The 20,828-nt window shown below is 70.6% G+C and carries 7 protein-coding genes; 2 read left to right on the top strand and 5 right to left on the bottom strand.

Going from position 1 to position 20,828, the window contains the following annotated elements:
- Positions 1-25: 25 nt before the first annotated feature.
- Positions 26-2,551, bottom strand: a complete 2,526-nt coding sequence (locus AC3WSN_RS07195) for a glycogen/starch/alpha-glucan phosphorylase (RefSeq protein ID WP_492536935.1) — start codon at positions 2,549-2,551, stop codon at positions 26-28.
- Between the two features lie 322 nt (positions 2,552-2,873).
- Here AC3WSN_RS07195 and AC3WSN_RS07190 point away from each other — a divergent pair, with 322 nt between their 5' ends.
- Together AC3WSN_RS07190 and glgA are read left to right on the top strand one after the other, a co-directional pair.
- Positions 2,874-4,460 (top strand): alpha-amylase family glycosyl hydrolase, encoded by a 1,587-nt coding sequence (locus AC3WSN_RS07190; protein ID WP_492536933.1) that lies wholly within the window; start codon positions 2,874-2,876, stop codon positions 4,458-4,460.
- Between the two features lie 350 nt (positions 4,461-4,810).
- Positions 4,811-6,349: a glycogen synthase GlgA gene (gene glgA / locus AC3WSN_RS07185; RefSeq protein WP_192709423.1), complete on the top strand. Its 1,539-nt coding sequence runs from the start codon at positions 4,811-4,813 to the stop codon at positions 6,347-6,349.
- Positions 6,350-6,592: 243 nt separating this feature from the next.
- On the opposite strand, the gene glgB is transcribed toward glgA, so the two are convergent.
- The 4 genes from glgB to AC3WSN_RS07165 form a co-directional block, all read right to left on the bottom strand.
- The gene (gene glgB, locus AC3WSN_RS07180) at positions 6,593-8,878 is read right to left on the bottom strand and encodes a 1,4-alpha-glucan branching protein GlgB (RefSeq protein ID WP_192709422.1); all 2,286 of its coding nucleotides are present in this window, start codon (positions 8,876-8,878) and stop codon (positions 6,593-6,595) included.
- A complete protein-coding gene (gene treS / locus AC3WSN_RS07175; protein WP_492536930.1) occupies positions 8,875-12,153 on the bottom strand; it encodes a maltose alpha-D-glucosyltransferase in 3,279 nt (1,092 codons plus the stop codon). Before treS ends, glgB begins: the two co-directional genes overlap by 4 nt.
- 146 nt (positions 12,154-12,299) lie before the next feature.
- Complete coding sequence (locus AC3WSN_RS07170; protein ID WP_492536928.1) at positions 12,300-15,680, bottom strand: maltotransferase domain-containing protein; 3,381 nt, start codon at positions 15,678-15,680, stop codon at positions 12,300-12,302.
- 234 nt (positions 15,681-15,914) lie between these two features.
- The gene (locus AC3WSN_RS07165) at positions 15,915-20,822 is read right to left on the bottom strand and encodes a malto-oligosyltrehalose synthase (RefSeq protein WP_492543033.1); all 4,908 of its coding nucleotides are present in this window, start codon (positions 20,820-20,822) and stop codon (positions 15,915-15,917) included.
- Positions 20,823-20,828 lie beyond the last annotated feature (6 nt).

The raw sequence follows: 20,828 nt of genomic DNA, 5'->3' as shown, positions 1-20,828 counted from the left end.
GCGTGCTCCGCGCGCGCCGGGACGCTCAGCCCAGCCGGACCCGCCAGATCTCCTCGGCGTATTCGCGCATCGCCCGGTCGGAGGAGAACCACGCCATCCGGGCGGTGTTGCGGATCGCCATCGCCCACCAGCCGCGCGGATCGCGCCACGCGGCGTCGATCGACCGCTGGACCCGCCAGTAATCGTCGAAATCGGCGGTGAGCAGGTACTGGTCGTGCTGGCGCAGGTCGTCGGTGAGCGGCCGGAAGCGGCCCGGCTCCTCCGGCGAGAACCGCCCCGAGGCGATCATGTCGAGGGCCGCGGCGAGACGCGGGGAGGCGTGGATCGCGCGGGCGGCGTAGTCCGGCTCGGCCTGCCGGGCGCGGACCCCGTCGGCCTCCAGGCCGAAGATGAAGATGTTGTCCGCCCCGACATGGTCGCGGATCTCGATGTTGGCGCCGTCGAGGGTGCCCACCGTGAGCGCGCCGTTGAGGGCGAACTTCATGTTGCCGGTGCCCGAAGCCTCCATGCCGGCGGTGGAGATCTGCTCGGACAGGTCCGCGGCCGGGATGATCGACTCGGCGAGGCTCACCGAATAGTTCGGCAGGAACACCACCTTCAGCCGGCCCGCGACCTCGGGATCGTCGTTGACCGCCTTGGCGACGTCGCAGGCGAGCTTGATGATCAGCTTGGCCCGGACGTAGCTCGGCGCCGCCTTGCCGGCGAAGATCTTCACCCGGGGCGTCCAGTCCCGGTGCGGCTCGGCCTTGATCGCTTGGTAGAGCGCCACGGTCTCGATCACGTTCAGGAGCTGGCGCTTGTACTCGTGGATGCGCTTGACCTGGACGTCGAACAGCGCGTCCGGATCGACGTCGATGCCGGTGCGGTCGGCGATGAGGGCAGCGAGCGCCTCCTTGCGCTCCCGGCGCACCGCCGCGTAGCGCGCCACGAAGGCCGGATCCTGCGCGTGGGCCTCGAGGCCCCGGAGCAACTCGGGATCGTCGAGCACGCCCGCCCCCACCGTCTCCACGGCGAGCCGGGTCAGGCCCGGATTGGCGTTGTGGAACCAGCGGCGGAAGGTGATGCCGTTGGTCTTGTTGACGATCTTGTCGGGATCCAGCGCGTGCAGGTCGGAGAAGACCGTGGAGCGCATCAGGTCGGTGTGCAGGGCCGAGACGCCGTTGACCCGGCGCGCGCCGTGGAAGGCGAGGTGCCCCATCCGCACTCGCCGCCCGTGCGACTCGTCGATCAGCGAGATCGACGCGAGGTAGGCGGCATCCTGACGGCCGTGCTTGGCCTGCTCCTCCAGGTGCATCCAGTTGATCAGGTAGATGATCTGCATGTGGCGCGGCAGCAGCCGCTCCATCAGCTCCACCGGCCAAGTCTCCAGCGCCTCGGGCAGGAGGGTGTGGTTCGTGTAGTGCAGCGTGTGGGTGGTGACGTGCCACGCATCCTCCCAGGAGAGGCCCTGGACGTCGAGCAGGATGCGCATCAGCTCCGGTACCGCGATCGCCGGGTGCGTGTCGTTGAGCTGGATCGCCGCGTGGTCCGGCAGGGACCGAACGTCGCCGCGCTCGGCCACGTGGCGGGCCACCAGATCTTGGATCGAGGCCGCGGTGAAGAAGTATTCCTGGCGCAGGCGCAGCTCCTGGCCCTCGGCCGAGGAATCGCTCGGATAGAGCACCCGCGAGATCGCCTCGGCGCGCATCCGCGCCGCGACCGCCCCGACATGGTCGCCGCCGTTGAAGCGGGCGAGGTCGATCGGCTCGCCGGCCTCGGCCTTCCACAGGCGCAGGCCGTTGACGTGGCGCCCGCGCCAGCCGACCACCGGCACGTCGTGGGCCACCGCCCGCACGGTCTCGGCCGGCTGCCAGTGGCGCCGGATCACCCCCTCCTCCGGCGAGGACAGCGTGACGGTGCCGCCGAAGCCGATCGTGTAGGTCGCCTCGGGCCGGGCGAATTCCCAGGGGTTGCCCTCGGCGAGCCACGTCTCCGGCGCCTCGCGCTGCCAGCCATCCTCGAAGGACTGGCGGAACAGGCCGTGGTCGTAGCGGATGCCGTAGCCCATCGCCGGGATGCCGATGCTGGCCATGCTCTCCATGAAGCACGCGGCGAGCCGCCCGAGGCCGCCATTGCCCAGCGCCGCGTCGGGCTCGGCCTCCTGCACGGCGTCGAGATCGACCCCGAGTTCCCGCAGCGCCGCCCGGGTGGTCTCGGTGAGGCCGAGATTGTTCAGCGCGTCCGACATCAGCCGGCCGATCAGGAATTCCAGCGACAGGTAGTAGACGCGCTTGTTCGGCACGCCGCGCTCCGAGGCGAGCGCCGCCGCCACGACACGCTCGCGCAGGGCCAGCGCGGTCGCGGCGAACCAGTCGCGCGGGCGGGCGGTCTCCGGTGTGCGGCCGAGGGTGAAGGTGAGCTTGGCGCGGATCGCTTCCCGCAGATCGACCACGGCATCGCCGCTTGCGGAGAGCGCCGGGACGGTCCAAGGAGCAGGCGCCGGCGCCTCCTGAGCGCGCTCGTCGCGCGAGGCGTCCTGTGGCGCGGGTCGGATCAGAACATCGTTCAACACGTGCGGGTCCCCCAAAAGTCAGTCCCCGGATTCTGGCGCCGGGAGGATCGTGGGCGGATTATCTCTCTTGATGGATTGCCGCCGCATGAACGGCGGGCGATCCGTGCCCCGAAGCGTCCGACCGTGCGGTCGGCTTCCGGCGAAGTCGTGGCAGCGCCGCTGCGGCGGAGCGCACGGGCACGCAGCAGCACATATGGCGCGCCGCCGTGACATTCCAGTCACACGCGCCGGATAGGCCCGGGCCGCACCGGGCGCATCCGCCGCCGGTCGCGGGCGCGCGGCTCTGTCCTCAACCCTGGGCCGACAACGCGAGAGGCGCAGCATGACCGACACCGTCTGGTGGAAGCGCGGGACCGTCTACCAAGTCTACCCCCGTTCCTTTCAGGACACGAATGGCGACGGTGTCGGCGATCTGCCGGGGATCACGGCGCGCCTGGATTACCTGGCCTGGCTTGGGGTCGACGCCGTGTGGATCTCGCCGGTCTACCCCTCGCCCATGGCGGATTTCGGCTACGACGTGGCCGATTACTGCGGGATCGACCCGCTGTTCGGCACGCTGGCCGATTTCGATGCGCTGATCGCCGAGGCCCACCGGCGCAAGCTGAAGGTGATCCTCGACTTCGTGCCGAACCATTCCTCGATCGTGCATCCGTGGTTCGCGGAGAGCCGGTCGTCGCGCACGAGCCCGAAGCGGGACTGGTACATCTGGCGCGATCCCGGCCCCGATGGCGGTCCGCCCAACAACTGGCTGTCGAATTTCGGTGGCCCGGCCTGGACCTTCGACGCGGCCACCGGCCAGTATTACTACCACGCCTTCCTGGCCGAGCAGCCGGACCTGAACTGGCGCAACCCCGCGGTGCGGGCGGCCATGCACGACGTGCTCCGCTTCTGGCTGGAGCGCGGGGTCGACGGGTTCCGGGTCGACGTGATCTGGCACCTGATGAAGGATGCGGGTTTCCGCGACAACCCGGCCAATCCCGACTACGCGCCGGGCGCGCCCGAGATCAACCGCTTCACCCAGGTCTACTCCGCCGACCGCCCGGAGGTGTTCGACGTGATCGCCGGAATGCGGGATGTGCTGCGCGGTTACGGCGAGCGGGTGCTGATCGGCGAGATCTACCTGCCGGTGGAGCGGCTGGTCGCCTATTACGGTCCGGACCTGACGGGCGCCGACCTGCCGTTCAATTTCCAACTGATCCAGACCCCGTGGCGGGCCGAGGCCTTGGCCGACCTCGTGGCGCAGTACGAGGCGGCCTTGCCCGAAGGCGGCTGGCCGAACTGGGTGCTGGGCAACCACGACCAGCCGCGCATCGCCGCCCGCGTCGGGGCCGATCAGGCCCGCATCGCCGCGATGCTTCTCCTGACCCTGCGGGGCACGCCGACCCTCTATTACGGCGACGAGATCGGGCTCGGCCACGTGCCGATCCCGCCGGAACGCGCCCGCGACCCGTGGGAGCACAACGAGCCCGGGCACGGCCGCGATCCGGAGCGCACGCCGATGCATTGGGACGACAGCCCGCAGGCGGGCTTCTCCACGGCCGAGCCCTGGCTGCCGCTGGCGGAGGACTGGGCGACCCGCAACGTCGAGAGCCAGCGCTCGGACCCGGGCTCGATGCTCACCCTGCACCGGCGGCTGCTCGGCCTGCGCCGCGACCACCCGGCGCTCGCCGTGGGCGGCTACCGGGCGGTGCCGGTGGGGATCGCCGAGGTGTTCGCCTACGAGCGCTTCGCCGATGGGGCCGTCCTGCGCGTGCTCCTGAATTTCGGCGCGGCGTCGCAGGATCTGCCGCTGCCCGAGAGCGGCTGGACCGTGCTGCTCTCGACCCGCGCCGGGCGTGCGGGCGAGACGGCCGGCCTGACCCTGACGCTGGAACCTGCCGAGGGGGTGATCCTGCGCCGCGCCGGGTGAGCGGAGCCCGCTCCCGGCTTCGGCACCCGTCAGACCGGACACCGAATCAGTGTCCGGTGCGCGCCGCCCATCTGCCGGGAATCGGCGGGCAGGCCCCGTCCGGCGTGTCCGGTCGGCGACTTCTCCGGCTGAAGAGGCTCATTCAAGAGCCGAATACCGCCGTTCCGTCGCGATTTTCTGCTGCAATGCGACATAGGTAAGTGACGCTTAATGCGCACGGTGGCGTATTTTGTGCGTCGCAGCGGAACCGTCGCGGCAGAGGAGCATTAGCCGTGGTTGAGATCGCGACAGCCGTGCCTGGCCGATCGTCTGCCAGACCGGGGCATTCCGCCCGGCCAGGATCAATGCTGATGCTCGATGCGCGCCGTGGTGGTTCCTTCGCCGAGTGGTCGTCTGGCGAAGAAGACGGCGGCGTTCCCGTATCGGTTCCGGCCCGTCCCGCCTCCCTGCGCCGCCGCATCCTCTACGCGACGCCCGAGATGGCCGATTTCGTGAAGACCGGCGGTCTCGGCGAGGTCTCGGCCGCCTTACCCCGGGCCCTGGTGCCGCATTACGACATCCGCGTGCTGATCCCCGGCTACCGGCAGGTCCGCGCGGCGTTCCCCGAGATCCCGGTCATCGCCCGCCTCGAGGGCTTCGCGGGCGTCCCGGCCTGCGACCTCGGACTCGTCGAGGCGGTCGACGGCCTTCGCATCTACGTCCTGCTCAGCCCCGACCTCTACGAGCGCGACGGCACGCCCTACGGCGACCAGCAGGGTGATTTCGGCGACAACGACCTGCGCTTCGCCCGCCTCAGCCTCGCGGCGGCCGAACTCACCGCCGGCATCGATCCCGACTGGGCGGCCGACCTCCTGCACCTCAACGACTGGCAGGCGGCCTTGGCCCCGGCCTATCTCGCCTGGCGCGGCCGGCGGGTTCCCAGCGTCCTGACGATCCACAACCTCGCCTACCAGGGCCTGTTTCCCCGGGACGCCCTGCCCCGGCTCGGCGTGCCGGAATCGGCCTTCCAGGTCGACGGCGCCGAGTTCTACGGGCAGCTCTCCTTCCTGAAGGCCGGCATCTTCTACGCCTCGCAGGTCACCACGGTGAGCGAGACCTACGCACGGGAGATCCAGACCGCCGAGATGGGCTGCGGCCTCGACGGGCTGCTGCGGACTCGCGCCGGCCAGGGCCGGCTCGCCGGCATCCTCAACGGCATCGACGAGACCTGGGACCCGAGCACCGACCCGCACCTCGCCACGCGCTTCGAGATCGACGACTGGAAGGGCAAGCGCGCCAATGCCGAAGCGGTGCGCCAGCAATTCGGCCTGGCCGTCTCCCGCGGGCCGCTCTTCGCCATCGTGTCGCGCCTCGTCCACCAGAAGGGCATCGACCTGAGCCTGCAGGCGGCCGAGGCCATCGTGGCCGAGGGCGGCCAGCTCGTGGTGATTGGCCAGGGCGAGGGCCGGTTCGAGCAGGCGCTCCGCGGCCTCGCCAAGCGCCATCCGGAGGCGGTCGGGGTCCATGTCGGCTTCGAGGAGGCGCAGGCCCGGCGGATGTTCGCCGGCAGCGACTTCCTGCTGATGCCCTCGCGCTTCGAGCCCTGCGGGCTGGCCCAGATGTACGCGCAGCGCTTCGGCTCCCTGCCGATCGTGCGCCGGACCGGGGGCCTGGCCGACACCGTCGAGGACGGGGTGACGGGTTTCACCTTCGGGGAGGCCTCGGCGGCGTCCTTCGGCGGGGCGGTCCGCCGGGCGCTGGAAGCCTTCGGCCAGAAGAAGCGCCTCAACGCCATGCGGCGGCGCGCCATGTCGGCCCGGTTCGGCTGGGACCAGGCCGCCGACAACTACGCCGGCCTCTACGGACGGGCGATCGGCAACAGCATCGCGCTGCGCTGGCGGGCCGCGTAGGGATTTTTCGCGGCCTTCCCCTCTGCGGGGCGGGTAAGCCGGTTCGGGTTCAGATCGTCTCTGCCAACGGCGCGGGAGCTTCCTCTCGCGCCGCTTCACTGCGCGCCGTCGTTCCGGGGCGCCGCAGGCGAGCCCAGACCCGCCGTCGGTGCAGATCTTGACGCGTCGGCGGGTCTGGATCCCGGGCTCCGCTGCGCGGCCCCGGGATGACGAGGTGACGCCTGGGCGGAGGCGAAAGTCTCCTCACCCCTCCAGCAGGAAGATCATCGTGGCGAGCGGCGGCAGGGTCAGCGACAGGCTCTGCTTCTGACCGTGGCTCGCCTGATCGTCGGTATGGCGGCCCCCCTGGTTGCCCAGGTTGGACCCACCGTAGACCCCGGCATCCGAGTTGAACGCCTCGCGATAAAAACCCGCCTGCGGCACGCCGATCCGGTAGCCCTCGCGCGGCACCGGCGTGAAGTTCGACACCACGATGGCGACCTCGCCGGGCTTCGCGCCCTTGCGGGCCCAGGCGATCACGCTGTTGTCCTGATCATCCGCCACGAGCCACTGGAAGCCGGTATGCTCGACGTCGCGGCTGTAGAGAGCCGGCGTTGAGACGTAGAGCCGGTTGAGATCGCGCACCACGCTCTGCACGCCCTTGTGCAGCGGGTCGTCGAGATGGTGCCAGTCCAGGCTGTGGTCGTGGTTCCACTCCCGCTCCTGGCCGAACTCGCCGCCCATGAACAGCAGCTTCTTGCCGGGATGCCCCCACATGAAGCCGTAATAGGCCCGGAGATTCGCGAATTTCTGCCAGCGGTCGCCCGGCATCTTGCCGAGCAGCGAGCCCTTCCCGTGCACGACCTCGTCGTGGGAGAGCGGCAGGATGAAATTCTCCGAGAAGGCGTAGAGCAGCCCGAAGGTCAGGTTGTGGTGGTGGTAGCGGCGGTGGATCGGATCCTCCTGCATGAAATGCAGGGTGTCGTGCATCCAGCCCATGTTCCACTTGAAGCCGAAGCCCAGGCCGCCCGTGTAGGTCGGGTGCGAGACGCCCGGCCAGGAGGTCGATTCCTCCGCGACCGTGATGGTCCCCGGCGCGTGGCTGTAGGTCGCCTCGTTGGTCTTGCGCAGGAAGTCGATGGCGTCGAGATTCTCGTTGCCGCCGTAGCGGTTCGGGATCCATTCGCCCTGGCGGCGGGAATAGTCGAGGTAGAGCATCGACGCCACGGCATCCACCCGCAGGCCGTCGAGGTGGTAGTGCTCCAGCCAGAACCGGGCGTTGGCGGCGAGGAAGGTCGCGACCTCGGTCCGCCCGAAATTGTAGATGTAGGTGCCCCAATCCTGGTGGAAGCCCTGGCGCGGGTCGGCGTGCTCGTAGAGGTGGGTGCCGTCGAACAGGCCGAGCCCGTGGGCGTCGAGCGGGAAGTGGCCCGGCACCCAATCGAGCAGCACGCCGATGCCGGCCTCGTGGGCCGCGTCCACGAAGGCGGCGAAGTCCTCGGGCGTGCCGAAGCGGCTGGTCGGCGCGAACAGTGAGACCGGCTGGTAGCCCCAGGACCCGTCGAACGGGAACTCGGTGATCGGCAGCATCTCGATATGGGTGAAGCCCATATCCTTGACGTAGGGGATCAGCCGCTCGGACAGTTCCCGGTAGGTGAGATAGCGGTTGCCCTCCTCGGGCACCCGCGCCCAGGAGCCGAGATGGACCTCGTAGACCGAGATCGCCGCGTGGCGCGGATCCTTGGCGCCGCGGGTGCTCATCCAGCCGGAATCGCGCCAGTCGAACTCGCCCGACCCGTGGGTGACCGAGGCGGTCTCCGGCGGGTGCTGGGCCGCGAAGGCGACCGGGTCGGCCTTGAGCGGGACTAGGGACCCGTCGGGCCCGCGGATCTCGAACTTGTAGCGCACGCCGGCCTTCAGGCCCGGCACGAACAGCTCCCAGATGCCGCCGTCCTGCCAGAGGCGCATCGGGTGGCGGCGCCCGTCCCAGTCGTTGAAGTCGCCGACCACGCTGACCTTGCGGGCATTCGGGGCCCAGACCGCGAAGCGGAAGCCGTCGATGCCGTCGAGCTGCCCCGATTGGGCGCCGAGCATCCGGTAGACCAGGTTGGTGCCGACCTCGCGCAGGGAGGCGACGTCATACTGCTCGATCGACGAGCCGAAGCCGTAGGGGTCGTAGCGGCGGCGCTTGGTGCCGTCCCAGGATTCGACCTCGATCTCGTAGAGCGGCCGGTGCTCGCCCGCGATCCGAGCGACGTAGAAGCCGTCCGGGTGACGCTTCTCGAACGGCACGGTGCGCCCGTCCATCACCAGGGCGGCGGCCCGGGCCTCGGGCAGCACGGCGCGCACCTCCCAGGCATTCGGCCCGACCCGATGGGGCCCGAGAACCGCGAACGGATCGCCGTGGCTGGCGGCCATCAGAGCGGCGATCGCGTCCGGGTGGACGCTCGGCGGCTGCCCGGCGGTGCCGGAGCCCGGGACATCCGCATGCCGCGCCGTCCCCGCCTCCGGTTCGGCCCGCGGTGCGAAGGTCTCGTCGATCGCCGTCATGCAGTTGCTCCGGGCTCGTGTCCGTCCGTGTCCAGAATGGTGAGAACCCCATGGGCAGGGATTTCGATCCAGTCCGGTCGGTTATTGGCCTCGTAATCGACTTCGTAGAGGGCCTTGGTCAGCAGGCAGAGGCGCAGCAGCCGCGCCCGCGTGTCCGGGTCGGTCACGGCCGCCCGGGACCCGTCCACGGCCGACTGGTAGCCGGTCAGGAACGCCGCCTCGATCATGCGCCGCCACGCGGCGGCGGCGCCCCGCGCCCGCTCCTCGCTGTCGCCGAACCGGGCGGCAATCTCGCGGGTCACCGTCTCGGCCCCGTACGCGAAGGAGCGCATCAGCCCGGCCACGTCGCGCAGCGGCATCGACTTGGCCCGGCGCTCGTCGGCCGGACGCGAGGGCTCGCCCTCGAAGTCGACGATGATCAGGTCGCTCTCGGCGACCAGCACCTGCCCGAGGTGGTAGTCGCCGTGGATGCGGGTCTTGTGGGCGCCGACCGGCGGCTCGGCGGTCAGCGCCGCGATCAAGGCCTCGACCTCGCTCGCCCGCCCCGCCAACGCCGCGCAGGCCGGCTTGCCGGCATCGAGGCCGCGCTCGGCCAGGCCCTTGAGCGCCCGGAAGGCGCGCTCGGCCTGATGGCGGGCGTCGCGCGCCAGCACCGCGAGATCGTCCGCGGTAAACGGCTCGGCCGCGAAGGCCGGATCGTCGGTCTCGATGGCGAGGGCCGCGTGCAGCTCGGCGGTGCGCCGCCCGAGCAGGTCGGCCCAGGGCCCGTGGGCCTGGAACGCCTCCGCGGGGGTCGCGGCCTCGCTCTCGGGGGTGAGCACCACGGTCTCGAAGTCCCGGCGCAGGCCCTCCAGCATCAGCGTCCAGGCGTCGCCCTGGTTCATGACGAACTTCTGCAGCACCGCCAGCGCCGTGCGGGTGCCGTCCTCGGCCACGTGCTCCAGGGTGCCGAGCAGGGCCGGGGTGTTGGCGAAGCCCGCCTGCTCGGTGAGGAAGCGCCCAACCTCGATCTCGGGATGAATGCCCGGCTGCAGGCGGCGCAGCAGCTTGAGCATCATCTTCGAGCCGATGGCGATCGAGGTGTTGCTCTGCTCGGCCGAGAGCCGGCGGATGTCGGCCACGTCGACCGTGACCTCCGGGTCGAAGGCCGAGGTGGTGGCGAAGACCAGCCGCCCGCTCTCCGTGGGCAGCTCGGTGCCCCGCCGCATGTCCTCGATCAGGCTGGCCGCGAAGCTGTTGGAGCCGGCCGCGCCGTAGAGCAGGCCGGTGCGCGGGCCGCGCCGGACCCGGGCGACCGCGAAGGGCAGGAGCGCCTCGTCCTCGCGGCCCTCCTCGACGCCGACCGGCACGAAGTAGTCCTGGGTCTCGCCGTTGGCGAGCTGCACCTGCAGCCGCGGCAGCAGGAAGCGCGCGCTCCCGTCCCCGTCCTTCAGGGCGGCGCAGTCGATGACCTTCACGGCCCGGATCCGCGAGCCCTTGGCGCCGAACCAGCGCCGGCTCATCAGGAACGACGGCACCACGGTGCGCTCGAAGGCGACGCGCTCGCGGCCCGACATCAGGCTCTCGATGCCGCCGGTGAGCACCAGGGTGAACAGCTCCGGCGGCTCCTGCTGCGGGCCGACCACGCCGGAGCGCGCGGCGTTCAAGCTGAACCAGTAGAAGCCGTAGGACGGCAGGGTCAGCAGGTAGGGCAGGTCGCCGATCGGCGGGAATTCAGTGCCGCCGGTCAATTCGATCGGCACCGCGGTGCGCAGTTCCGACAGGTCGAGCTGCACCGCCTGGGGTGCGCGCGACAGGTTCGCCACGCACAGGATCCGCTCGTCCTCGTGCTCGCGGATCCAGGCCAGGACCTTGCGGTTCGAGGGATACAGGAACTGGATCGTGCCGCGGCCGAGGGCGACGCTGTTGTTGCGGATCGCGATCATGCGCCGCGTCCAGTTGAGCAGGCTGGTCTGCGCCTGGGTCTGCGCCTCGACGTTGATCGCGTCGAAGCCGTAGATCGGGTCCTGGATCGCCGGCAGGAACAGCTTCTGGGGATTGGCCCGGGAGAAGCCGCCGTTGCGGTCGGGCGTCCACTGCATCGGCGTGCGCACGCCGTCGCGGTCACCGAGATAGATGTTGTCGCCCATCCCGATCTCGTCGCCGTAATAGAGCACCGGCGTGCCGGGCATCGACAGGACGAGGGACTTCATCAGCTCGATCTTGCGCCGGTCGTTCTCGAGCAGCGGCGCGAGGCGGCGGCGGATGCCGAGATTGATCCGGGCCCGCCGCTCGGCGGCGTAGAATGACCAGAGGTAGTCACGTTCTTCGGCCGTAACCATCTCGAGCGTCAGCTCATCGTGGTTGCGCAGGAAGATCGCCCACTGGCAGCCTTCCGGGATCTCCGGGGTCTGGCGCATGATATCGGTGATCGGGTGCCGGTCCTCCCGGGCGATCGCCATGTACATCCGCGGCATCAGCGGGAAGTGGAACGCCATGTGGCATTCGTCGCCGTCGCCGAAATACTGCGCGGTCTCCTCCGGCCACTGGTTGGCCTCGGCCAGCAGCATCCGGTCGGGATAGCTGGCATCCAGCGCGGCGCGGATCTTCTTGATGACGTCGTGCGTCTCCTGAAGATTCTCGCAATTCGTGCCGTCGCGCTCGATCAGGTAGGGGATCGCGTCGAGCCGCAGCCCGTCGACGCCCATGTCGAGCCAGTAGCGCATGGTCGCGATGACCGCGTCCAGCACCTTCGGGTTGTCGAAGTTCAGGTCCGGCTGGTGGCTGTAGAACCGGTGCCAGAAATACTGCTTGGCGACCGGGTCCCAGGTCCAGTTCGAGGCCTCGGTGTCGAGGAAGATGATCCGCGTGTCCCGGTACGGCTCGTCGGTATCCGACCAGACGTAGAAGTCGCGCTCGGGCGAGCCGGGGGGCGCCTCCCGGGCGGCCTGGAACCAGGGGTGCTGGTCCGAGGTGTGATTGATCACGAGCTCGGTGATCACCCGCAGGCCGCGCTCGTGCGCCGCCGCCACGAAGGCCCTGAAATCCTCCATGGTCCCGTAGGACGGATTGATGCCCTCGTAATCGGCGATGTCGTAGCCGTCGTCGCGGAGCGGCGAGGGGTAGAACGGCATCAGCCAGATCGCCGTGACGCCGAGGTCGCGCACGTAGTCGAGGCGCTGGGTCAGGCCCTCGAAATCGCCGATCCCGTCGTTGTTCGAATCGAAGAACGACTTGACGTGGATCTGGTAGATGATGGCGTCACGGTACCATTGCGGGTCGCTGCGATCGATCATCGCGTCGCTGCCTCATCGGTCGAAGGGACTGGGACCGGCGGTCGGGACCGGCCGGGGCGCGGGCGGTCGGCCGCGCGGGGCAATGGTCGGCGACGGGCGGGCCCGTCGCCGGGGTCAGGAGTCATGGTCGAGTGCCACGGGCGGCCTCAGCCCGCAACCCGCCGCGGCGCCCGCAGGCGCCAGATGACGCAGGATCGCTCGGCCGGATCGAGGGCGATGCGGTGGGACTTGCCCCGCAGCTCGAACCGGTAGCCCTGGAGCAGATCCTCAACCTCCACGGCGCCGTCGTCGGGCAGGCCCAGCAGCCAGAGCGGCACCTCGTAGGTGCATTCCTGGCGGTTCTTCGGATCGAGGTTGACCATGATGAAGACGCAGTTGTCGCGCTCCGGCGTCGTCTTCGCGTAGGCGATGATGTTGTCGTTCCAGGCGCCCGTGAAGGTGACGTTGCGGAAGTCCCAGAGGGCGGGATTCTCGCGCCGGATCGTGTTGAGCTTGACGATGTGCTCGCGGATGTTGCCGGGCCGGTCGTAATCCCAGGCCTTCAGCTCGTACTTCTCGGAGTTGAGATACTCCTCCTTGCCGGGATACGGCGCGGCCTCGCACAGCTCGAAGCCATTGTAGATGCCGTAGACCGACGACAGGGTCGCGGCGAGCGTGCCGCGGATCACGAAGCCGGCGCGGCCGCTGGTCTGGAGGAAGTACGGGTTGATGTCGGGCGTATTGGCGAAGAAGTTCGGGCGGTAATACTCGCCCATCTCGCCGGCCAGCTCGAGGGCGTAGTCGGTGAGTTCCTGCTTCGTGTTGCGCCACGTGAAGTAGGTGTAGCTCTGCTGGTAGCCGGCCTTGGCGAGCTTCTTCATCATCTTCGGCCGGGTGAAGGCCTCTGCGAGGAAGATCGCGTCCGGATACTGGCCGTTGACCTCGCCGATCACCCATTCCCAGAACGGGATCGGCTTGGTGTGCGGGTTGTCGACCCGGAAGATGCGCACGCCCCGGGCGCACCAGCCGAGCAGGATGTCGCGCAGCTCGATCCACAGCGAGGGCAGGGCGCCGCCGTAGAAGTGGACGTTCGAGATGTCCTCGTACTTCTTCGGCGGGTTCTCGGCGAATTTCAGCGTGCCGTCGGGGCGCCACTCGAACCATTCCGGGTGGTTCTTGATCCACGGATGGTCCGGCGAGCACTGGATCGCGAAGTCGAGGGCGATCTCCATCCCGTAGGCGTGGCTCGCCGCGACCAGCCGCTCAAAATCCGCGAGCGTGCCGAGGTCGGGATGCACGGCCTCGTGGCCGCCCTCCTCCGCGCCGACCGCGTAGACCGAGCCGACATCGCCGGGCTCGGCCTTGAGGGTGTTGTTCTTCCCCTTGCGGTTGGTCCGGCCCACCGGATGGATCGGCGTGAAGTAGAGGACGTCGAAGCCGAGTTCGCGGATCTCGGGCAGGCGCCGGATCACGTCGTCGAAGGTGCCGTGGCGGTTCACGTCCATCGACTGGGAGCGCGGGAAGATCTCGTACCAGGCGGAGAACCGGGCCGCGAGGCGGTCGGCGATCACCGGCAAGGTCACGGGATAGCGGGTCAGGTTCACCCGCTCGGCGTTCCGGCGCACGAGGCGCGCCGCGTCGGGGGCCAGGATCCGGTCGAGCTGGGCGGCCGAGCCCGTCTCCTCGGCGGCGAGCGCGGCCACGAGCGCGGCGAGCCGGTCGGCGTCGCGGCCGCCGCGGGTCCGGGCGAGGGAGGCGGCGGTCCCGACCAGAGCCACGCCCTCGATCGTCTCCAGGCGCACGTCGACGCCGGCGGCGCGCTTCTTCAGGGTGTCGCGCACCCAGGACGAGAAGGCGTCGCGCCACGCGATCAGGGTGAACTCGTAGCGGGCGTTCCGCTCCAGGGGGAAGTGCCCGGCCCAGCGGTCGTTGTCGACGAAGACCATCGGGTCCTCGCGCCACGCCTCGGTGCCGGCGACCCGCGACAGGATCGCGGCGTCGATGATCTCGTGGCCGTCGGAGAAGATGTCGGCCTCGACCCGCAGGGACTCGCCGACGATCCGCTTCACCGGCGAGCGGCCGCCGTCGATCTCAGGGCTGACCGCCTCGATCACCACCCGCCCCTCCCCGTCCGGGGTGCCGCGCGCGGGAAGCCGGGCGACCTGCTGGGCGCTGGCCGCGAGGATGCGGAGCTCGCCCGGCATCAGGTCGATGGCGCTGCCGGGATGGAACGCGATCGGCTCGGCCTCCGGGGTCCGGTCGACGAAGGCGCCGAGCATCCCGCCGGTGCGGGTGATGAGCGCCCCGGCCTCCACCGGCACCGGTCTTTCGGTCGGGTTGTAGAGCACGATCAGCCCGTGCTGGGCCGAGGCCGGGTGCCCGGTGTCGAAGCGGGCGAGCGCCACCAGATCGCTGTCGGGCGACGAGATCCGGATCTGCGCACCCTCGACATTGGCGGCCGGCAGCTCCGCCCGCAGGGCGTTGATCGCCCGCACGAAGCCGGAGATGTCGATGCCGGTCTCGTTCTCGCGGTCGCGCGGCGTGGTCTCGACCACGTGCAGCGCCCGGCGGTAGCCCCACTCGTAGCCGATCGGCATCAGGACGCCGGCCGAGAAGAATGCGGCGAGCGCGTAGCGCGTGCGCAGATGCTGCGCCACCGCCTCAGGGCCGCCGCCGATCTCGGCGGCGAGCCGCTTCATGTCGTGGTTTTCCGGGAAGGCGATCGAGGGGGCCAGCACCCGCAGGCGCTCGTACTGCTCGAGTGCCCAGGGCTTCTTCAGGTCCCACCACGCGAAGGAGTTGAACAGGTAGTCGAAGCCGGCGCCGGCCGTGGCTTTGGCCTCCTCGAAGGTGCAGCCGAGGGTCTCGGCGGCGAACAGGCAGGCGGGGTCGCGCTCCTTGGCTTCCCCGATCAGGACGCGCCAGGTCTCCGGCGGCACCTTGTAGGCGGCGTCACAGCGGAAGCCCGCGACGCCGAGCCCCTGCAGATGCGCCACGTAGGCGCCCCAGATCCGGGTCAGCTCGTCCCGGGCGGCGGGGGTGTGGTAGTCGAGCTCGGCCAGATCGCCCCAGACGGTGCGGATCGACGGGTCGTCCGGATCGACGGCGGCCGGGTGCATGATCGAGCCGTCGGGCTCCTTCATGAACAGATCGGGCCGCTCGGTGGCGAGCCGCGCGTTGTCGGCGGTGTGGTTGATCACGAGGTCGGTCATCACCGACAGGCCCAGCGCCTCGGCGGCGGCGCAGAAGCGGCGGATCTGCTCGTCGTCGGGCGTGCCGTCAGGATCGCGGAACCGCTCGTCGAGGCGCTCGGGATCGGCGACCGCGTAGAGGCTCCGCGAGCCGCCGGTCTGGTGAAACGGGTTCAGGTAGATCCAGTCGAAGCCGAGCGCGGCGATCCGCGGCAGCTCGGCGGTCCAGTCCCCGACGCGCCCGACCAGGAGCGGGAACAGGTTGTAGATCCGCGGCCCCGCGGCACGGGGCGCCAGCGTGGCCGGCAGGACGGCCTCGGCCCCGGACGTCGCAGCGGCTTTGGTCGGTGCGTTCATGCTGGCTTCTGGCTCCCGTTCCTGTGTCGTAACGCCCGAACCGCGCGGGTGTGCCGCGTGATCCGGCCTGTCTTGTCTCAGCAGACTTGCGTGACAGGGCTGCGGAGGCGGCACGCGAAGAAGCGTCCGGACTGCCGTCGTCCTTGCGAGCGGAGCGAAGCCATCCAGCAGCGCCACGCTGATTCAGGTCGTGCGGCCCTGGGTCGCTTCGCTGCGCGCGCGATGACGGCGCGGTCACGGCTCCCGTCGCAGCACCGCGTAGGGCAGGTCGCGCAGGAGATCGCCGAGATCGGCCCCCTCCCCGCCACTCTCGACGATCCGCCCCGAGACAAGGTGCCGCCAGCGGGTTCCCGGCCCGAGATCGACCCGGGTGCCCGCGAAGGCTTCGCCGGACCAGCCCGCCTCGCCGACCAGACCCGCGAAGAGACGCGGCACCGCGACGAACAGGTCGCCGCCCTCCTGGCCGGGATCGGTCCGCCGGTAGGCGATGACGTGGTCGGCTCGGGAACCCGTCGCGTCCACGGGCTCGTAGGCGGCGCTGGCGTAGAAGTCCGGCCGCTCGGCCCGCTCGGCGAGCAGCCGCGTCAGCGTCGCCTGCTTGACCCGCCCGTCCGGCCAGTGGCCCAGCAGCTCCGCGGGCGCCCCGCCCTCTTCCAGCATCTGCTCCAGGGCCGGGTAGTCCACCGGGCGGCGGTTGTCGGGATCGACGAAGGAGAAATCCCAGATCTCCGTGCCCTGGTAGGTGTCGGGCAGGCCCGGTAGGGTGCATTTCAGGACCGTCCGGCCGAGGCTCGCCAGCATGCCGAGATGGGCGAGCCGTCGGGCGAAGGGCCGGAGTTCGCTCAGGAAATCCGACCCCGGGGCGATCAGCGCCGTGAACAGCCGCCTGACCGCGCCCTCGTAGACCTCGTCGACGTTGACCCAGCTCGACCGGCGCTTGCCCTCCCGCATGGCCTTCTCGCCGTAGGCGATCAGCCGGTCCCGGAAATCCGCGATCGCCCCGGCCTCGTCCCGCTCCAGAAGCTCCAGCGGCCAGGCGCCCAGGATCGCCTGGAAGAACATCCACTGGTCGTTGGCGTCCGGGGCCGGCTCGCCGTCGATCCGGGCGAGGTGCGGGCCGGCGACCCGCTGCCACAAGTCCCAGGCCTTGGCCCATTCCTCGGGGATCTCCGAAAGGGCGAGCAGCCGCGTGCGGGCATCCTCGCCCCGCTTGGTGTCGTGGGTCGCGGTGGTGATCATGGCGCTCGGCCAGTCCCGGGCGCGGGCGATCTGCAGATCGTGGAAGTGCTCCGCGTCGATCCCGTACTCGCCCGGATCGCCGCCGACCTCGTTGAGGCCCAGGAGACAGGCGTAGCGGTAGAACAGCGTGTCCTCCAGGCTCTTGGCCATGACCGGGCCGGTGAGCTGCTGGAACCGGCGGCGGAAGCGCAGCACCACCCGCGGGTCCGGCCGGCCGGGGCCCGCCGTCTCGACCCGACCGAGCAGGACGTCGGCGGCGAAGTCGTGGACCGAGCGGTCCGGCAGGCTCGACCAGCGCTTGGCCTTGGCGACGGCGCCCTCGATCAGGCGGACATCCTCGGGCTCGACCTCGCCCTCCTCCAGATCCGACGGCAGGTAGCTCCGGTAGGTCGGGAAGCGCGCGATGATCTCGATCAGCGCCCGGCGCAGGGCGTTGACGGTGAAGTCGCGGGTGCGCCGGTCGGCGTCGGCGACCTCCTTGAGGTCGGTGGTCAGCACCTCCAGCTCGCTCGCGAAGCTGATCTCGAGGATCTCGGCCTTGGCGGCGCGGAGCTGGAAGCCGTAGGGCTCGTCGAACCCCGTGGCCCAGGTGTAGAGCCGCTCGATTTTCCCGCGCCGGCCCTTGTCGACGAGAATGCCGTCGAGCTGGTTGAGCACGTCGTAGCCCGTGGTCCCGGCCACCGGCCAGGGCCGCAGCCGCTCGCCCGGCTCCAGGATCTTCTCGACGACGACGTAGAAGCCCGGTCCGACAGCCGCCTGGAGCGCCCTTGCGTAGCCCAGCGGGTCGGCAAGGCCGTCGATATGGTCGATGCGCAGGCCGTCGATCCGGCCCTCGCGGACGTGCCGGAACACGGTCTCGTGGGAGCGGTGGAAGATGTCCGACAGCTCGACCCGCAGGCCGGCGAGCGAGTTCACGTCGAAGAAGCGGCGGTAGTTGATGTCGCTCGACGCCACCCGCCAGTGGGCCAGCCGGTAGGCCTGGGCCTCCAGCAGCCGGTGCAACGGCCCGAAGCTATCCGGGCGGCCCTTGAAGCCGTTGAGCAGCGCCAGCGTGCTGGCGGTGGCCTCTTGGATCAGCGGCGACACGCCGTAGATCTCGGCGAGCCGGCGCTTCAGCCCCTCGGCCTCCTCGGGGAAGCCTTTGCGGCGGGTCTCGTCGGTATCGATCGACATCGCCCGCAGCCGCTCGGAGATGGCGAGCAGTTCCGCGGTGGTGTCGTCGTCCACCGCCCCGATCGCGGCGATCACCCGGTTGAGGATGGTCGGGTAGCTCAAGGGGCGGATCGGCAGCTGGTGCTCGTAGTGCCAGACGCTGAAGGCGCCCTTCTCGGGGTCGAACTTCAATTCCAGCGTGCCCTTCTCCAGGGCCTCGCCGTAGCGGTCGCCGAGGAATGGGATCACGAGGTTGCGCCCGGCCCCGAGCCGCTGCCAGTCGATGTCGAAGGCGTCGGCGAAGGGCGACAGGGAGCCCCATTCGAGCACCGAGAGCCACCACGGATTGTCGGAGCCGCCGACGCCCATGTGGTTCGGGACGATGTCGAGCAGCAGCTTGATCCCGTGGGCGTGGAGCGTCTCGGAGAGCGCGATGAAGCCCTCCTCGCCGCCGAGCTCCGGGTTGATCGCGCCGTGATCGACGATGTCGTAGCCGTGGGTCGAGCCGGGCCGCGCCTTCTGGAGCGGCGAGGCGTAGACGTGGCTGATCCCGAGCCGGTGCAGGTAGGGGACGATCCGGCCCGCATCCGCGAAGGTGAAGTCCTTGTGGAACTGCAGCCGGTAGGTCGCGCGCGGCGGCGGCGCGGCGAGCCGCGCGGCGCCCGAGCGCGGGCCCCGCGCCTCGGCCGAGAGGGACGCCGCGAGCTTCGCCAGCGGCCCGCCGGGGGCGGCGATGTCCGCCAAGTCCCGGTCGAGCTTGCGCCGCCAGTTCGGGTAGCCCTCGGTCGAGCCCGGCACGTTGGCCTGGGCGAGTTCCGAGACCACGTCCTCGTACTGGACGGCGGTGAGCATCGAGGGCGCGCGGGCGAGGTAGCGGGCGGCGGCTTCGAAGGGCGCGGAATCCGGCGGCTCGGCGGAGGGCAGCAGCTGTTCGGCCGCCAACGCCTCGGCGAGGCGGCGGCGCTCGACGACGCGCTCGCTCCGCTCGGTCTCGGCCCGCTCCTGGTCATAGAGGCCGAGCGACTGGCGGGTGTCGGTGTCGACCCCGCGCCACCAGCCGACGAAGGTCGGCAGGTCGTGGGTGGTGATGGCGGTGAGCGCGTCTCGCGGGTAGGCCGAGGGCGGCTTGAACCGGCCGTCGGCCTCGCGCTCGAAGGCGAGGATCCGGTAGCTCAGCACCCCGGCCCGCATCAGCGCGTCGGAGAAGCCCTCGGGCGCGGTGCCGAGGTCTTCCGCGATCACCAGGCACTTGTTGCGGTGGCTCTCCAGCCGCAGCACCGCCAGCATCGGCTCGAACGGCATGGCCACGTAGGCGCCGGCCTGAGCCCCCGCGCCCAGCGGGATCAGAAACAGGCGGGCGAGCTGGAAGGCGTGGTCGATCCGGATCGCGCCGGCGTGGCGCATGTTGGCCTGGACCAGGGCCCGGAAGGCCGCGAGCCCGTCGCGCTCCATCGCCAGCGGGTCGAAGGCCGGCAGGCCCCAGTTCTGGCCCTTCGGTGCCAGCAGGTCCGGCGGCGCGCCGATCGAGACCTTGTCGGCGAAGCGCTCCGGATGCGACCAGATCTCGGAGCCGCCCCGGTCGGCGCCGACCGCGAGGTCGCGGTAGAGCCCGACCCGCATGCCGGCGCCGAGCGCCGCCGCGGAGGCTTCGGCGAGCTGCCGGTCGGCGAGGTATTGCAGCCACGCGTGGTAGCCGACCAGCTCGGCATTCTCCGCCGCGAAGGCCCGCACCGCATCCGTGCCGGCGCGGCGATAATCCTCCGGCCAGTCGCCCAGCCAGTGGGCGCCCTGCTGCCGGAAATGCTCGGACAGCGCCTCGAACACGGCGTGCGACTCGAGATCCTCGCCGCCCTCCTGACGGAAGCGCTCGAAACCCGCATCGGTCCCGGCCCGGGCCGGCGACTCCGCCCAGAGCGCCCGGAGCACCGGGTCGAGCACGTCATGCACGCCCTGGTGATCGACGAGGGCGGCCTCGCGCAGGGCCCGGATCGCGTCTTCCCGCTCGGCGAGCAGCGCCTCGGCCCGGGATCCGGCAAGCCCCGGCAGGCTGCGTGGCGCGATGAACAGGGTCTCCAGGAACAGGCGCGAGGAGGGCGAGTAGGGCGAGATCTTGGTCCGGTCTGATCCGAACAGGGCGTGGACCGGGCTGAGCCCCAAGAACGCCGCGCCGCGCAGGGCGGCCTCGCGGGCGGCCTCGCCGGCATCCGCGTAGGTGCCGATGCCGATATTGCTGCCCGAGCGCAGGCCGTAGAGCTGGGCGGCCATGCCCCAGTCCGAAGCCCCCTCCTCCGTGTAGGGGCGCGGGCGCCAGCAGCGCTGGGGCGCGGCGATCACCCAGGCTTCTGTGCGGGTCTGCCCGGCCTGGACGGTCAGGCGATGGTAGCCCGGCGTCAGCGGCGGCAGCTCGAAGCCCGGCTCGGACCCTTGCGGGTTGGCCCTGCCCTCCCGGGCCGTGCCGCGCTCGTCCACGAGGCGCCAGACCAGGGTATGGGGTGCACCGTCCTGCAGGCGCACCGGCACCCGGGCGGCCCGGCGGGCCTCCACGGGCAGGAGCGGCGGGATCAGGCCGCGGCGCAGGCGCTCGACCTCGGCGAGGCTCCCGGCGATCGCCGCCTCATCCTCCACCGCGAAGCCCAGGGCCGCGAGCAGGCCACGGCGCACCTCCAGGGACGTCTCGACGGGCTTGCCGAAGGCATCGGTATAGCCGCCGGCCACGCCGACGAGGTCGGCCAGCTGTTCCAAGGCACTCACGTTCAA

Source organism: Methylobacterium sp. FW102-HT35C08, assembly GCF_058790235.1.
Note: the sequence above shows the minus strand (reverse complement) of the source record. Positions and strands in the feature narration are given on the sequence as shown.

Coding starts and splice junctions, on each gene's coding strand:
- glgA (WP_192709423.1), top strand. CDS start 4,811: ATGCTCGATGCGCGCCGTGGTGGTTCCTTCGCCGAGTGGTCGTCTGGC.
- AC3WSN_RS07190 (WP_492536933.1), top strand. CDS start 2,874: ATGACCGACACCGTCTGGTGGAAGCGCGGGACCGTCTACCAAGTCTAC.
- AC3WSN_RS07170 (WP_492536928.1), bottom strand. CDS start 15,680: ATGAACGCACCGACCAAAGCCGCTGCGACGTCCGGGGCCGAGGCCGTC.
- glgB (WP_192709422.1), bottom strand. CDS start 8,878: ATGACGGCGATCGACGAGACCTTCGCACCGCGGGCCGAACCGGAGGCG.
- treS (WP_492536930.1), bottom strand. CDS start 12,153: ATGATCGATCGCAGCGACCCGCAATGGTACCGTGACGCCATCATCTAC.